The following is a 14,598-nucleotide window of genomic DNA, read 5'->3' as shown; positions in this document are numbered from 1 at the left end:
TTAAAGACCACATGCAGAGACCGGAGAACGCGCAATGGACGAGCCCCTGTTCGAAATCGAAAACTGGCGAGGCAACTGGTATTACAAGTTTGGAAGCCGCTACACCGGCCCGTTCCATCGCCATGACGATGCCATTGCAGCGGCGACCAGAGATCTGGTGAAGTCCGGCACTTGTCACCGCATTCCGCTGCGCGTCTCCTTGGCCCGGGTTCCGTCGTTTTCGGATTTGGGCTGACACACGACAGTTGAACAAAAACGGATCTGGTGTTTTGGTTAGCCCCTGACAGACCGCCTTCCTCCCGATGGAGCATGCACGTGATTTCGATAATACTTGCCGTGTTGGCCTCGCTCTGTCTGGTGGCGAGCCTTGTGCCGTTGCTGCCATTTGCGCACGGAATGGTCCGGTCGTTCGACTTTGGCCGGCTGCAGGCCATCGGGGTTGCTGTGCTGGTCATTGCCGCAGCACTGATCGTCGGGGAGCTGACGCCGGTTGTTCTGGCGGCCATTGGCATGGCCGCCATCGCCATTGGCATTCAGCTAGTCTATGTGCTGCGCTTCACGCCGATCTGGCGCAGCCAGACCGCGCGGTTTTCCGGCGATATCGACTCCGCCGCGACGATCTCGGTGCTGGCTTGCAACGTCAAGCAGGGCAACCGGGATTATCAGCGCGTGGTCGATCTGTTGCGGGAGACCAAACCCGACATCGCCGTTTTTATGGAAACCGACACCGCCTGGGCCAAGGCTCTCAAACCTTGCCTTGAAGATTTCCGGGAAACCATCGAGCAACCGCAGGAAGACAGTTTCGGCATCATCCTGGCCAGCCGGTTGCCATTGCATGACAGCGCGGTACGGTTTTTGCTGAACGAGGAAGTGCCGAGCATCTCCTGTGTCGCCGAACTGCCCGGCGGTCGGGAGGTTCGGGTCATCGCGCTTCATCCGGAGCCACCATTGCCGCTGCGCGACACCCTCGGTCGTGACGCCGAGATCCTGCTGGTGGCGGAGGAGGCGCGTGACGAGCCCTTGCCGTTGATTGTCACCGGTGATCTCAACGACGTCGCCTGGTCGCGCACCACGCGTCGGTTCTTGCGGATTTCCGGTCTGCTCGATCCGCGCCAGGGCCGTGGTCTGTTCAATTCGTTTGACGCGCGATACTGGTTCCTGCGCTGGCCGCTGGATCACATTTTCCATTCGCGTGATTTCGAGCTTGTGACTCTCGAACGGCAGCGTTTTGTCGGCTCCGATCACTTCCCGATGTTTTATCGCCTTGCCCTGACCGACCGCGACCGCAACGAGACGCCGCCGGAACCAACCGGTGACGACATCGCGGAAGCCGATGAGGCGGTCAAGGTCGAAAGCAGCCGCAACCGGTCGCCCGCCGGCAGTGATTGGGAAGACTGAAAACGGGAAGCGCCTGATGGGTCGGTAATGTGTGATTGACCGGGGAGGGAGGCAGTTTCCCGCCCCGGCCAATGAACTGGTTCAGATGCCGCCGAGGCAGATATATTTCATTTCCAGATAGTCGTCGCAGCCATATTTCGAGCCTTCGCGGCCCTGGCCCGACTGTTTGACGCCGCCGAACGGGGCGACTTCGGTCGAGATCAGGCCAGTGTTGACTCCGACCATGCCATATTCCAGCGCCTCGGCAACCCGCCAGACCCGTGTCAGGTCATTGGCGTAGAAATAGGATGCCAGGCCAAAAATGGTGTCATTGGCCTGTTCGATCACATCCTCGACCGTGTCAAACTTGAACAGCGGCGCCACCGGACCAAAGGTTTCCTCGCCGGCAACCTTCATGGCGCGGGTGACGCCGGTCAGGATTGTCGGTTCGAAAAAGGTGCCGCCGAGATCGTGGCGCTTGCCGCCGGTGAGAACCTTGGCGCCCTTGCTCTTGGCGTCGGCGATGTGATCCTCGACCTTGACCACTGCATCTTCGCTGATCAGCGGGCCGGTGGTGACGCCGTCGCCAAAGCCGTCGCCGATCTTCATCTTGCCGACCGCGACTGCGAGCTTTTCGGCAAAGGCATCATAGACGCCTGCCTGCACATAGATGCGGTTGGCGCAGACGCAGGTCTGGCCGTTGTTGCGGTACTTGGAGATCATCGCGCCTTCGACCGCAGCGTCGAGATCGGCATCGTCGAACACGATGAATGGCGCATTGCCACCCAGCTCCATCGAGGTCTTCTTGATCTGGTCGGCAGACTGCCGCATCAGGATACGGCCGACTTCGGTCGAGCCGGTGAAGGTGATCTTGCGGACCTTCTCGTTGGAACAGAACTCCTGCCCGATCGCCGCACTCGAGCGCGAGGTGATGACGCTGAGCAAGCCCTTGGGCAGGCCGGCATCTTCGGCAAGCTTTGCTATCGCCAGAGCCGATAGCGGGGTTTCGCCTGCAGGCTTGGAAATGAAGGCACAGCCGACGGCGAGCGCCGGTCCGAGCTTGCGTGCGATCATCGCATTGGGGAAGTTCCACGGCGTGATCGCCGCGACAACGCCGACCGGCTGCTTGATAACCACAATCCGCTTGTCGGGCTGGTGGCCGGGAATGACATCGCCATAGACACGCTTGGCTTCTTCCGCGAACCACTCGATGAAGCTGGCGCCGTAGAGGATTTCGCCCTTGGCTTCGGCGAACGGCTTGCCCATTTCAGCGGTCAGGATAGCACCCAGATCATCAGCATTGGCCACCATCAGGTCATAGAGCTTGCGCAGCACCGCGGCGCGCTCCTTGCCGGTTTTCTTGGCCCAGTCCTTTTGCGCCAGATAGGCTGCGTCGATGGCCGCTTTGGTTTCCGCAACGCCGAGGTCTGGCAACGAGGTGATGACATCACCGGTGGACGGATTGAGTACATCGAAGGTCTTGCCGTCCGGGGCAGTCTTGATCCACTCGCCGCCGACAAAGGCTGCGCTGACCAGAAGGTCCGGATTTTTCAGAATGTCTGTGAGAGGTTTGCTGGTCATTATGCGTTGGCTCCGATTTCTGAATGGACTTCGCGAATGGATGCTTCGAGAAGGTCCAACGCTTCCTGGAACACCGGATCCTGAATGGTTATCGGCGAAAGGAAGCGGATGACATTGGCATATACCCCACAGGTGAGAAGTATCAGGCCTTTTTCAAGGGCCCGGCCTTTGACGGCATTGGCAAAATCAGGGCTTGGCTTGCCGGTCTTGGCGTCGTTGAACTCGATGGCGTTCATGAAACCGGGGCCACGGATGTCGACGATCTCGGGCACATCTTCGCGGATGCCCTGCAACCGCTGCTTCAGACGATTGCCAAGCTGCATGGCGCGGTCGCAAAGCTGTTCTTCCTCGATCACGTCAAGCACAGCATGGGCTGCTGCGATGCCGATCGGATTGCCGCCATAGGTGCCGCCCAATCCACCCGGATTGGCAGCATCCATGATCTCGGCCCGGCCGGTGACAGCTGCCAGCGGAAATCCGCCAGCCAGTCCCTTGGCCATCGTCATCAGATCCGGCGCCACGCCGTGATACTCCATGGCGAACATTTTGCCGGTTCGGGCGAACCCGGTCTGGATCTCGTCTGCGATCAGCAAAATGCCATGTTTGTCGCAGATCTCGCGCAATGATTTGAAGAACCCTGCCGGAACTTCGTAAAACCCGCCTTCGCCCTGAACCGGCTCGACAATGATCGCTGCCACCCGCGCGGGGTCGACATCGGCCTTGAACAGGGTCTCGAGTGCCGCGAGTGACTGCGCGACCGAGACGCCATGCAGTTCAATAGGGAAGGGGACGTGATAGACGTCGCTCGGCATTGCGCCGAATCCTGCCTTGTAGGGGAACACTTTGCCGGTCAGCGCCATGCCCATGAAGGTGCGGCCATGAAAGCTGCCGGAAAACGATACCACTGCCGGGCGTCCGGTGGCGGCGCGGGCGATCTTGACGGCATTTTCCACGGCTTCAGCGCCAGTGGTTACAAACACCGTCTTCTTGTCGAAATCGCCCGGTGCCAGCGTATTCAGCCGTTCGGCCAGATGAACATAATTCTCATAAGGAATGACCTGATGGCAGGTGTGGGTGAAGCGGTCGAGCTGGGCTTTCACCGCTTCGATCACCTTGGGGTGACGGTGGCCAGTGTTGACCACGGCGATTCCGGCGGCGAAGTCGATATAGCGGTTGCCTTCGACGTCCCAGATTTCGGCGTTTTCGGCGCGGTCGGCATAGATCTGCGTCATCATGCCAACACCGCGTGCGATGGCATCGGTCTTGCGGGTTTGGATGTCGGCGTTCTTACCCATTTTTCGCAACTTTCTTCGTGTTTTGCCTGCCACTTTGCCCCAAAGGCTTGTGCGGCGTCAGATCCAGCCGGTTTGGGCAGCAGATCTGCCTCCGGTGATGAAATTTCACTCGCTGTATATATAGCTTTGGCAGCGACTAGCAAAGCCGCTGCAGGATGTCTATCCCGTCCAATTTACGGCATGTGGGTTTGTTCCCATGTGTCCATCTCCGACCAGAAAAATGCTATATTGCTGGCGATGTTGGAGACCGGCGTCAGCTCTTCAGATAACGGACCCTGTGATCGCCACGAAGTCCACCGCGATCACGGCAGCGATGAAGTACCTTCGCAACGCCCGGTAGCAGCGTGAATCCGTTGTCGGACCAGATATCCGAACCGCCATGATCATAGCTGACATACATTGCAGGGATATCGCTGGTCAGCGTCACGGTGTCGCCATCTTCAATCAACTGGATAGATGGTTTCTGCAACCTGTAGTCTTTCGGGCGGCGTGGCAGGTAGTCATTCTCGCCCACGTGCCCGCCGGTGGCGTCTTGCCATGTGAAATGAAGGAATTCATCGGCAGTGAGCTTCCCGGCCGGAAGGCGCGCAACTTCGACAGCGCGCTCCGTCGGGCAAAGGCAGGACCAATTGCCGCAATCGCTCATGAAGCCCAGGGTCGAGACGCGCCGGGCTGCAACAGTGAGGGAAACCGGGCGGTCGCTGTCATTGATGGCCCAGAACACAATATCGCCGGTCTTGGCGTCGGGTTGTGCGGTTACCAGCACCGGTGCGTGAAAACGACGCGCCATGTAATGGGTCAGCTTCCAGCCGCCGCCATATTCCAGCGACGCCCAGCTCGCCACCGGCCAGGTGTCGTTGAGCTGCCAGTACAAGGTTCCCATGCAGCGCGGCTTGGCGGAGCGCCAGAATTCGATCGCCGTCTTCATCGCCAGCGCCTGGCTCACCTGGCTAAGCCAGGTCATATCTGCGAAGTTATCCGGAAACCGGAAATAGCGTGTCAGCGTCTCAACGATGCGGCTGTTGCCGCCGGCATTGCGCTGATGCACATCCATGACCCGCGCGGAGACATTGCGGTCTTCCTCCTCGGTGAAGCTTTCAATTACCCGGTTGGACGGAAACGACTGAAAGCCGAATTCGGAACAGAAGCGCGGCTGGACCGTGCGGTAGTGCTCGAAATCCTTTGAGGAATGCCACACATCCCAAAAATGCATGTCGCCGGAGCTGTCGTCATGCCAGCCATCGCCGAAATTGAGCGGCCCGACCGAGGGCGAAGACGGCCAGAAGGCAATGTCGGGCTTTTCAGCGGCGACAGCTTCCTCCAGCGCCGCACTGAGGCGGGCATAGACGGCGAGATACCGGTCGCGATTGCTGCGGCTTTCCTCAAACCAGGTCAGCGCGCCGATGACCTCGTTGTCGCCGCACCACAGCGCCATGCAGGGATGGGCCGACAGCCGCCGGATCTGCTGGCGGGCTTCGCGGCGCACGCTTTCGAGCCAGGCGTGATCGTGCGCCGGGTAGAGACTGCAGGCAAACATGAAGTCCTGCCACACCATCAGCCCGAGCTCCGAGCAGAGCTCGTAGAACCAGTCCGGTTCATATTGGCCGCCGCCCCAGACGCGGATCATGTTCATGTTGGCTTCGACTGCCGAGGTCAGGCGGTCACGGATCGCATCCGGTGTCGCGCGCGCCGGCAATGCATCGGCGGGAATCCAGTTTGCGCCGCGCATGAAGATTTCGCGCCCATTGACCTTGAATGCGAAGCGGCTGCCGATGTCATCCGCGTCGGTGACGAGTTCAACGGTACGCAGCCCGATGCGGCGTGCGGCGATGTCTTCGCCCAGACGCAGCTCGAGATCGTAGAGCGACTGCGACCCGTGTCCTGCCGGCCACCACAGTTGCGGATTCTCTATGTCAACGCTCAAACGGGTCTGACCTGATCCGGGCCAAACCTGTATCGTTTGATTGGCCGACTGTCCGTCGCACGCGGCGCTGGTTTCCAGAGTGCCCGCTGCAAAGGCTGTGTAATGCAGATCAATTTCCAGCGTGACTTTTCCGCTATCATGTAACTGCCTGACCATGACATCATCAAGCCGCGCCAGTTGATTGCGGCGGAGTGTGACCGGACCGCACAATCCCAGCGGCGAGAGTGCAATGTTCCAGTCCCAGCCCGCATCGCACTGCGGTTTGCGCAGGAAGTTGTAATGCGGCAGCCGGTTGTTGTCGGTTGAATAGGGCACCGGGTAGGGCGAAGCGGCGGCTTTGCGGATAGCCTCGGTGGAGTTGGATAGGAAGTGGACTTGCAGGCAGTTCTCGCCGCCGATCAGGGCGTCGCCGACTTCGAAATCGTGGCGCAGAAACCGGTTTTCGACGCGACCGAGCGATATGCCGTTCAGGCTGATGTCGGCGACACAATCAATGCCGTCAAACGACAGCGTCCAGTGTCCGCCTTCTATATCGGTCAGTTCAAAGCGTTTGGTTGCGGTCCACTCGCTCTCATGCACCCAGTCGAGCGCGATCTCGGTGTCACGCCAATAGGGATCGGTGATGATGCCTGCATCGAGCAGCGCCGAATGCACATCGCCGGGCACTGGCAGCAGCGCGCTGTGCTGGCCATTGGTCACGCTCCACCCGGACGACAACTCAAAGCTCTCTGCAATCGCATCTGCCTCAGACATCATGGCGCTTGTCCTCCCAAAACCTCAATGTTCGTCGATGTCACGTTAGTCTATTACCGGCAAGTCAGAGAGGCCATTTTCAAGCGCCGCCGACGCGCCCGGGTCGGCGCGCCGAAGAATTGTATTTGAGCGCGCGGAGTTGTAGTGCTCCTGACAGGCGCACGGATGTTTGGAGATATTTATGAGCGTTGAAGAGCCGATTCCCGCAGATCACCCGGAGACAAAACGCAAGCGCGGGCAGGGCGTCGGCGCCGTCTATGATACGCTCAAGCGTGAAATCCTCAATCTGACGCTGGACCCCGGCAGCGCCATCGACGAAGTCAAGCTGGCGGAGCGTTTCGGCATATCGCGGACACCGGTGCGCGAGGCCATGGTCAAGCTGGCTGGCGAAGGTCTGGTCGTCACTCTGCCCAATCGCTTCACCATCGTTGCGCCGATCGATTTTCCCAATCTGCCGCAATTCTTCGATGCCCTGACGTTGATGTACCGGGTGACCACGCGGCTGGCCGCAGTTAACCGGACCGAGGCCGAACTGGCCAGGATCTGGGTGCTTCAGCACGACTACACGCGCGCCGTCGAGGCCAGAGATGTGCCGATGATGATCGAGGTCAACCGCAACTTCCATGCACAGATCGCAAAGGCGGGAAAGAACCGCTATTACGCCGAACTCTTCGAGCGGCTTCTCGACGAAGGCCGCCGGCTGTTGCGGCTCTATTATTCCTCCTACAATGACAAGCTTCCAAGGATCTACCTTCAGGAACACGAGGTCATGCTGGCGGCCATAGAGAAGCAGGATGTCGACGCAGCCGACCGCATTGCAAAAGCGCATGCGGAGCAGATCATCCGGCAAATTCAGGCCAGCATGACCGAGGACCGCCGGTTGAATGCGGATATAACTCTCTGATCTTACTCGAATAACGACGATTTTTCAGCTGTTCTCGTCGTCTTAAATTTTCTTGTCGACAACGAAAATACAATAAACTATGGTTTTCCTTGTCTCCAGAGAGAGACACGCACGGCGGTCCATTCGCACATACGCGGAATATGTCGTCGGTCAGAACACCATCAACGTCCGCTGCGCGGTCTAAACACAGAGGGTTCTATGTTTCAAAAAATCAGAAAGTGGGCGCTGGTCTCCATGCTGTCGGTTGCAGCATTCCCGGCCGTTGCCCAGGAAGTCACGTGGCAGGTGCCGACATCGGTGCCCGAAGGTTCGCCCTTCTATGTCAATTTCCTCGAGCGTTTCGCCGACAATGTCGACGCTCTCACCAACAGCCGAGTGCTCATCGAGCCTTTCGGCGCCGGCGTGCTCGTACCCGCATTGCAGGTCTATGACGGCGTGCGCGACGGCATCGTCCAGGCCGGACATTCAACGCCGAGCTATCTCGTCAACCAGGATCCGATCAACGCTATTTTCGCCGGTTTCCCGGGCGGAATGGGACCTGAGGCTTATGTCACCTGGATCTATGAAAAGGGCGGCAAGGAAAAGCTTGCCGAATTGCGCGCCAAGGAAGGCTTCAAAAACCTGATCGTCGGCATCGGTTCGTCCGAAGTCATGGCGCATTCCAATGTGCCGATCACCAAGGCCGAAGATCTCAAGGGCATGAAGTACCGCACGTCCGGCCCATGGGCCAAGGTGATGGAAGAGTATTTCGGTGCCGTGCCAACGGTTGTTCCTCCTGGGGAAATCTACACGCTGCTGCAGCGCAAGGGCGTCGACCTGATCGAATGGGGGCCTCCGTCGGCCAACCTGCCTGAAGGGTTCCATGAAGCCGCCAAATACATCATTGTTCCGGGCGTGCACCAGCCGACCTTCCTCTGGGAAGTCGTGCTCAAGCAGGAAACTTGGGATGCGTTGCCTGACGATCTCAAGCCACTGCTGGAAATGGCTGCCGAACTGACCACCATGCAGGCGCTGGTGCATTTCTACGGTGAAGACGTCGTCGCCATGGACAGCTACCGCAAGGGCCCGAACGAGGTGATCACGCTGTCGCCGGAGTTCATCAAGCAGCTTTCGGATGCGGGCGTTGACTGGATCAGCAAGACTGCCGAAGCCCAGAAGGCTGAAGGCAAGTCGGACATGGCTGACATTCTCGCCGACTACATGGCCTTCAAGACCCTGTGGTCTGCAGAAAGCTCCTACCTGGTTCGGAACCAGGACTAACCGAGACAACGGAACCCACCGTCATGACAAGGCTTTTCAACATCGTCGACGCCTTCTCCCGTCTGCTGTTTTGGATCGCCCAACTCGTGACGGTGGTTCTGGTCATTTCGATGATCTACGAAGTGGTGGCGCGCTATGCATTTGGCGCGCCAACCATGTGGGCCTTTGATATCTCCTACATGTGCACCGGGTCGCTGTTTGTTCTGGGCGCTGCTTATGCGCTCAGGGAAGATGCCCATGTGCGGATCGACTTCCTCGCCCAGAAGATGCCTGCTGCCTTCCGGCGCCGGCTTGAAGGCGTCGTCTTTGTGTTCCTGCTGACACCGATGTTTGCGGCGCTGTCCAAATTCGCAGTCGAGCGCGCCTGGCGTGCCTGGACCACGTCGGAGGTCGAAAGCGTCAGTCCCTGGGCGCCGTTGATGTGGCCGTTCTTTTCAATTCTTGCTGTCGGGCTGATCGCCTTGACCCTGCAGCAGCTTGTCCATGGGTTGCGGGCGTTTCGCGGCCAGGATGAACCGACGTTCAAACTGGAAGCCTGACCCGATGACCATTGCCGCATTGATGTTTCCAGCATTGTTCCTGCTCGTGTTGACGGGGATACCGATTGCATTCTCGCTCGCCATCGTTTCGGCGGGCGCAGGACTTGCCAAATTCGGGCCGCACGCTTTTGCCCAGCTTTACGGGGCGTTCTATTCCGCCTCGACCAATTTCATTCTCGCCGCCATTCCGATGTTTGTGCTGATGGGCGCCATTCTGGAGCGTTCGGGTATTGCCGAGCGTCTGTTCCGCGTCATGCAGATCTGGATGTCGAAACTGCCCGGTGGGCTGGCCGTCGCGACCATTGCCATGGGTGCGATTTTCGCCGCCGCTGCCGGTGTCGTTGGCGCTGTCGAGGTGATGATCGGCATGATGGCGATCCCGGCGATGCAGCGCGGCGGTTACCGCAACAGCCAGATTGCCGGCACCATCTGCGCCGGCGGCTCGCTCGGCACCATGATCCCGCCGTCGGTGATCGCGGTGATGTATGCCTCGCTGGCGCAGATGTCGGTGGGCGAGCTGCTCGCCGGCATGATGTTGCCGGGCCTGCTGATGGTCGGCCTGTTCATCATCTATCTGATCATCCAGGGCGTTATGGCGCCGCCGCAGCCGCTGCACGAAGACAGCGAGCCGGAAATGCCGCTGGGCGAGAAACTGCGGCTGACGGTGTCGTCGCTGCTGCCGATCTGCCTGCTGATCTTTGCGGTGCTTGGGTCTCTGCTGGCGGGCATTGCCTCGCCCACCGAGGCCGCATCAGTGGGCGCTGTCGGCGCCGCCATCCTCAGCATCATCTATGGCCGTTTCAATCTCGGCATGTTGTTTGAATCGCTCAGGATCACCGTCCGGATTTCGGCGATGATCCTGTTGATTGTCGCCGCCGGCACCATGTTCATGGGCACATTTGCGGCCAATGGCGGCTCGCGCATGATCCGCTCTTTCATCGAGGCTGCCGGGTTTGGCGACACCGGCATGATCATCTTTTTCCTGCTGATAGTGCTGCTTCTTGGCTTTGTGCTCGACTGGACCGCCAATGTGCTGATCGCGGTACCGCTGTTTACGCCGTTCATCCGTTCTGCCGGCATCGATCCGGTCTGGTTCGGCACGATGATGATCATTGTCATCCAGACCAGCTACCTGACGCCGCCGATGGCCTCGTCGATCTTCTATCTCAAATCCATCGCGCCGCCGGACATGACCTATGGCCAGATGTGCCGCGGCGTGGTGCCCTTCATCCTTCTGCAGATCGCAACACTGATGGCGGTGGCCCTGTTCCCGGCGCTGTCGACATGGCTGCCGTCGCAGATCGTCGGATTCTGAAACCATTCACTAAAAAATAAAGGAGACGCCCGATGGACAATTCGATTTTCACCGGCTGCATACCAGCACTGATGACCCCGTGCCGTCCCGACCGGACACCTGATTTTGACGCCCTGGTCCGCAAGGGCCAGGAACTGGTCGCTGCCGGCATGTCCGGCGTGGTCTATTGCGGCTCGATGGGTGACTGGCCGCTGCTCACCGATGCGCAGCGTATGGAAGGCGTTGCCCGTCTGGTTGCCGCAGGCGTTCCCACCGTCGTCGGCACCGGCGCGATCAACAGCGCTTCTGCGGTTGCCCATGCAGCCCACGCCGCCGAAGTCGGCGCCCAGGGCCTGATGGTGATCCCGCGGGTGTTGTCACGCGGTAGTTCGGCCGGCGCCCAGGCGGCGCATTTCAAGGCGGTGCTGTCGGCAGCTCCGGAACTTCCGGCGGTGATCTACAATAGCCCCTATTATGGCTTTGCCACCCGCGCCGAATTGTTCTTCGCGCTGCGCAGGGAACACAAGAACCTGATCGGCTTCAAGGAATTCGGCGGCGCCAATGATCTGCGCTATGCGGCCGAGCACATCACTTCCGCCGATGACAGCGTTACCCTGATGGTAGGCGTCGACACCAATGTCTTCCATGGTTTCGTCAATTGCGGCGCCACCGGCGCGATCACCGGCATCGGCAACGCCCTGCCGCGCGAAGTTCTCCATCTTGTTTCGCTGTGCAAGAAGGCAGCCGCCGGCGACGCCAAGGCGCGGCTGCAGGCCCAGCAGCTCGATGAGGCGCTGGGTGTGCTGTCGTCCTTTGATGAGGGCGCCGACCTGGTTCTTTACTACAAGCACCTGATGGTGCTGACCGGAGACGCCGAATACGAACTGCAGTTCTATGAGACCGATGCGCTGACGGACTCGCAACGCAACTACGTAGAAAGCCAGTATCACCTGTTCCGCACCTGGTACGCGGAGTGGTCTGCGCAAGTCTGACCTTCCTGCTGCTAAGGAAGTTGCTCACCATTGCGGGCGGTACAGACAATACGCCGCCCGCACCCAAGGTTACTCCGCCGACAGCTTGGAGCGACGGCCGAAATGACTTCGCCATGCATCTGCTTCATTGATGGGGTGATTCAGTATCGACTGTCGGCGTGATACTGCTCAAGCAGCGCGACCTCGGATTTGGAACCCAGAATGACCGCGACGCGCTGATGATGCGATGTTGGGGTGACGTCCATGATCCGCTCAGTTCCGGTGGAGGCCGCGCCGCCGGCTTGCTCAATGATCATGCCCATTGGATTGGCTTCATACATCAGGCGCAATTTGCCGCCATCGGCGCGGTTGCCGTCATCGCAAGGGTACAGGAACACGCCGCCACGCGTCAGGATGCGGTGGACTTCGGCCACCATCGAAGCAACCCAGCGCATGTTGAAGGTTTTTCCGCGGGGACCGTCTTCGCCGGCGATGCATTCATCGAAATAGCGCTGTATCGGGGCATCCCACAGCTTGTACCGCGAGGCGTTGATGGCGAATTCGCTGGTTTCCTCCGGAATCCGCATATCGGGATGCGTCAGGCGGAATTCGCCGGTGCCTTGCTGGTGGGTGAACCCGTTCACACCGGTTCCTGTGGTCACAACCAGCGAGGTCGACGGACCATAGACAGAATAACCGGCGCAGACCTGTTCGTGCCCGGCCCGCAAGACCGACCTGTCGTCGCTGGCGTCAATCGCGTGTGCAATCCGCACCACCGAAAAGATCGAGCCAACCGACAGGTTCAGTTCAAGATTGGACGAGCCATCAAGCGGATCGAAATAAACCAGATAGTCACCGGCCTCCGGGTTGGCTTTCAACCAATACACCTCGTCGACTTCTTCCGACACCAGCGCCGCCACGCGGCCACAGTTGGAACAGTGGCGGACAAACTCCTCATTTGCCAGCACGTCCATTTGCTTCTGGGTTTCACCCTGGATATTGGTCGACCCGGCGCTGCCCAGATTGCCGACGAAGGCACCGCTGCGGACATGGTTGGAGATAATTCGGCAGGAGGTGGCGATATCTTCCAGCAGAAAGATCAGATCCTTGTCGAGCGCGTGCTGCCGGTGGTCGAGCAGCAGAAACTGACGAAGGGTGAGTTGTTTTTCACGCATGCAGGAGTCCACTTTTTGTTATGCCGGACGCACTTTCGAAGTAATTTCGACCGGTTCATTCTGATGCGGCCATGTCCGGCCAACGCCTGTTTACAACCGTAATCGTGTCGAGGCGACAAAGAACTGCACGCGCCTGTTGTTTCTGGCTGCATGTTTGTCCAGCCTCACCGGTGATTTTGAGCTTGTTCGCTGGGGCTTGCCTGATAGGCGCACTGAAATTCAGTGGCACATGTTCGCAGCGGCGTTGACACACGCACAGGTCTGCCCAGACAGCCTCCGTCAAGCTCGGGGCGGTTATTATAATTGTCCGTAAAGCGCGACCAATTCGACCTGGCTGCTGACATTTGTCTTCTGGTAGATCACTTTCAGCCGTTGCCGAATGCTCGCCGCCTTCAGACTCATCAGATCCGCAATCATGTTTGGTGTTTTTCCGGTCGACAGCAGGTCTACGGTGGCAATTTCAGTCTCTGAAAGTTGATAGTTTTCACGCAAGCGGTTGTGCTTCAATGAATCCATATCGCTGCATTCAGTGGTAATGGCGCATACCTTAAAGGCCATGAAGTAATGTCTTAGGCTGGGTGGAAATTGAATGACCAGAACATTGGTGTTTTCGCCGCGCTCTCTGAATTGAAACGATTTGCTCAACGATAATTCTGGATCACTTGCGCAAATCTCTTTGATTTCATCGTTCAACTCGTTGCTCATTTCCTTGGGCAACAGGTCTGAAGCATTGATTTGATTGCTCAATTTTCCATCATTATCCAAGTTGAAACACTGCTCACCATCAACATCCATCACATAGACTTCAGATTTCGTTCCCTTAAAGAAATGTGCAAACGCGGCTATTCGCCTATGCGCAATCTCGTCGGCTTTGGTGACTGCTTTTTCGAGAATCGGGCGTATTTTGCCTATCAGCGCTATTTCTGCTTCTGAGATTGGCGGATGATCATTGGCAAAATGCAACATTAAACCCCAATATCTATTGGGCGTGAGAATACGGATGGCAGTCAGGACGCCAAAATTGTGCTTGTAGAGAAAGTCTTTGTAAAAAGGCATCTCTGCCTTGGCTGCTCGATCAGGGAAAATTTCATCATCGGTCGAATACCCATGTTCAAGCATCAAGGCCGTCACTTTTTCACGCGGGTCACGCAGATGCCAGCCGCCCTCGATATACTCTCCCAAAGTCAGCTTCAGCCTGGTGGAGCATGACATCCATACGCCGCGAAAAGAGGGATCGGTGGGAATGAGAATGGCGCCTGTAGCGCCGAAAATGTCTACCACTTCATTGCAGACATTTTCCCAATACTGAGCGTCATCAATTGCCAGGTCGAGCGCGTCATCCAGACGTTTCCAAACAGTTTCCATAAGCGCCCCAAGCAATTGGTTCGATAAAATTCACGAACCGTACCAAACATTCCATATCGTCATTCAGTATGAGTAACTAATTGAAATTGAATGCAACATGAACAAATATCAAAAATGCAATCCGTCCTGCGCGTCTTTGGGGAAAGTCTAGGGCCTCAGA

Annotated in this window: 12 protein-coding genes; 7 read left to right on the top strand and 5 right to left on the bottom strand. The window is 58.3% G+C overall.

Going from position 1 to position 14,598, the window contains the following annotated elements:
• Positions 1–34: 34 nt before the first annotated feature.
• On the top strand, positions 35–235 hold the full coding sequence (locus IMCC20628_RS14505; protein WP_047030806.1) for a hypothetical protein: 201 nt from the start codon (positions 35–37) through the stop codon (positions 233–235).
• An 80-nt stretch (positions 236–315) separates the two neighbouring features.
• Positions 316–1,398, top strand: a complete 1,083-nt coding sequence (locus IMCC20628_RS14500) for an endonuclease/exonuclease/phosphatase family protein (RefSeq protein ID WP_197078305.1) — start codon at positions 316–318, stop codon at positions 1,396–1,398.
• Positions 1,399–1,479: 81 nt separating this feature from the next.
• On the opposite strand, the gene IMCC20628_RS14495 is transcribed toward IMCC20628_RS14500, so the two are convergent.
• The 3 genes from IMCC20628_RS14495 to IMCC20628_RS14485 all read right to left on the bottom strand — a co-directional run bounded on the left by IMCC20628_RS14495 (position 1,480) and on the right by IMCC20628_RS14485 (position 6,933).
• Positions 1,480–2,958, bottom strand: coding sequence for an NAD-dependent succinate-semialdehyde dehydrogenase (locus IMCC20628_RS14495; protein ID WP_047030804.1), 1,479 nt, complete (start codon positions 2,956–2,958; stop codon positions 1,480–1,482).
• The gene (locus tag IMCC20628_RS14490) at positions 2,958–4,253 is read right to left on the bottom strand and encodes a 4-aminobutyrate--2-oxoglutarate transaminase (protein ID WP_047030803.1); all 1,296 of its coding nucleotides are present in this window, start codon (positions 4,251–4,253) and stop codon (positions 2,958–2,960) included. The genes IMCC20628_RS14495 and IMCC20628_RS14490 overlap by 1 nt, the downstream gene beginning before the upstream one ends.
• 253 nt (positions 4,254–4,506) lie before the next feature.
• Positions 4,507–6,933 (bottom strand): glycoside hydrolase family 2 protein, encoded by a 2,427-nt coding sequence (locus tag IMCC20628_RS14485; RefSeq protein WP_082128149.1) that lies wholly within the window; start codon positions 6,931–6,933, stop codon positions 4,507–4,509.
• Between the two features lie 178 nt (positions 6,934–7,111).
• Between IMCC20628_RS14485 and IMCC20628_RS14480 the strand changes: the two genes are divergently transcribed.
• From IMCC20628_RS14480 to IMCC20628_RS14460, 5 genes are all read left to right on the top strand, one after another.
• The gene (locus IMCC20628_RS14480) at positions 7,112–7,834 is read left to right on the top strand and encodes a GntR family transcriptional regulator (RefSeq protein WP_047030802.1); all 723 of its coding nucleotides are present in this window, start codon (positions 7,112–7,114) and stop codon (positions 7,832–7,834) included.
• A gap of 198 nt (positions 7,835–8,032) precedes the next feature.
• Positions 8,033–9,094 (top strand): TRAP transporter substrate-binding protein DctP, encoded by a 1,062-nt coding sequence (gene dctP, locus IMCC20628_RS14475; RefSeq protein WP_047030801.1) that lies wholly within the window; start codon positions 8,033–8,035, stop codon positions 9,092–9,094.
• A gap of 23 nt (positions 9,095–9,117) precedes the next feature.
• Complete coding sequence (locus tag IMCC20628_RS14470; RefSeq protein WP_047030800.1) at positions 9,118–9,633, top strand: TRAP transporter small permease subunit; 516 nt, start codon at positions 9,118–9,120, stop codon at positions 9,631–9,633.
• A 4-nt stretch (positions 9,634–9,637) separates the two neighbouring features.
• Positions 9,638–10,948: a TRAP transporter large permease subunit gene (locus tag IMCC20628_RS14465; RefSeq protein ID WP_047030799.1), complete on the top strand. Its 1,311-nt coding sequence runs from the start codon at positions 9,638–9,640 to the stop codon at positions 10,946–10,948.
• A 32-nt stretch (positions 10,949–10,980) separates the two neighbouring features.
• On the top strand, positions 10,981–11,919 hold the full coding sequence (locus tag IMCC20628_RS14460; RefSeq protein WP_047030798.1) for a dihydrodipicolinate synthase family protein: 939 nt from the start codon (positions 10,981–10,983) through the stop codon (positions 11,917–11,919).
• A 140-nt stretch (positions 11,920–12,059) separates the two neighbouring features.
• Here IMCC20628_RS14460 and IMCC20628_RS14455 read toward each other — a convergent pair whose 3' ends face one another.
• Positions 12,060–13,073, bottom strand: a complete 1,014-nt coding sequence (locus IMCC20628_RS14455) for a class 1 fructose-bisphosphatase (RefSeq protein WP_047030797.1) — start codon at positions 13,071–13,073, stop codon at positions 12,060–12,062.
• A 297-nt stretch (positions 13,074–13,370) separates the two neighbouring features.
• Entirely contained in the window at positions 13,371–14,438 is a 1,068-nt protein-coding gene (locus IMCC20628_RS14450) for a LuxR C-terminal-related transcriptional regulator (protein WP_047030796.1), read from the bottom strand.
• Positions 14,439–14,598: the final 160 nt, after the last annotated feature.

Origin of the sequence: Hoeflea sp. IMCC20628, from assembly GCF_001011155.1 — a bacterium.
Classification (GTDB): Bacteria; Pseudomonadota; Alphaproteobacteria; order Rhizobiales; family Rhizobiaceae; genus Hoeflea.
The sequence above is the reverse complement of the archived record's forward strand: the minus strand, read 5'-3'. Positions and strand labels throughout refer to the sequence as shown.

What these genes read in the sequence shown, in the direction of transcription:
- dctP (WP_047030801.1), top strand. Translation starts at nt 8,033, where the DNA reads ATGTTTCAAAAAATCAGAAAGTGGGCGCTGGTCTCCATGCTGTCGGTT.
- IMCC20628_RS14480 (WP_047030802.1), top strand. Translation starts at nt 7,112, where the DNA reads ATGAGCGTTGAAGAGCCGATTCCCGCAGATCACCCGGAGACAAAACGC.
- IMCC20628_RS14485 (WP_082128149.1), bottom strand. Translation starts at nt 6,933, where the DNA reads ATGATGTCTGAGGCAGATGCGATTGCAGAGAGCTTTGAGTTGTCGTCC.
- IMCC20628_RS14455 (WP_047030797.1), bottom strand. Translation starts at nt 13,073, where the DNA reads ATGCGTGAAAAACAACTCACCCTTCGTCAGTTTCTGCTGCTCGACCAC.
- IMCC20628_RS14495 (WP_047030804.1), bottom strand. Translation starts at nt 2,958, where the DNA reads ATGACCAGCAAACCTCTCACAGACATTCTGAAAAATCCGGACCTTCTG.
- IMCC20628_RS14460 (WP_047030798.1), top strand. Translation starts at nt 10,981, where the DNA reads ATGGACAATTCGATTTTCACCGGCTGCATACCAGCACTGATGACCCCG.
- IMCC20628_RS14465 (WP_047030799.1), top strand. Translation starts at nt 9,638, where the DNA reads ATGACCATTGCCGCATTGATGTTTCCAGCATTGTTCCTGCTCGTGTTG.
- IMCC20628_RS14505 (WP_047030806.1), top strand. Translation starts at nt 35, where the DNA reads ATGGACGAGCCCCTGTTCGAAATCGAAAACTGGCGAGGCAACTGGTAT.
- IMCC20628_RS14470 (WP_047030800.1), top strand. Translation starts at nt 9,118, where the DNA reads ATGACAAGGCTTTTCAACATCGTCGACGCCTTCTCCCGTCTGCTGTTT.
- IMCC20628_RS14490 (WP_047030803.1), bottom strand. Translation starts at nt 4,253, where the DNA reads ATGGGTAAGAACGCCGACATCCAAACCCGCAAGACCGATGCCATCGCA.
- IMCC20628_RS14450 (WP_047030796.1), bottom strand. Translation starts at nt 14,438, where the DNA reads ATGGAAACTGTTTGGAAACGTCTGGATGACGCGCTCGACCTGGCAATT.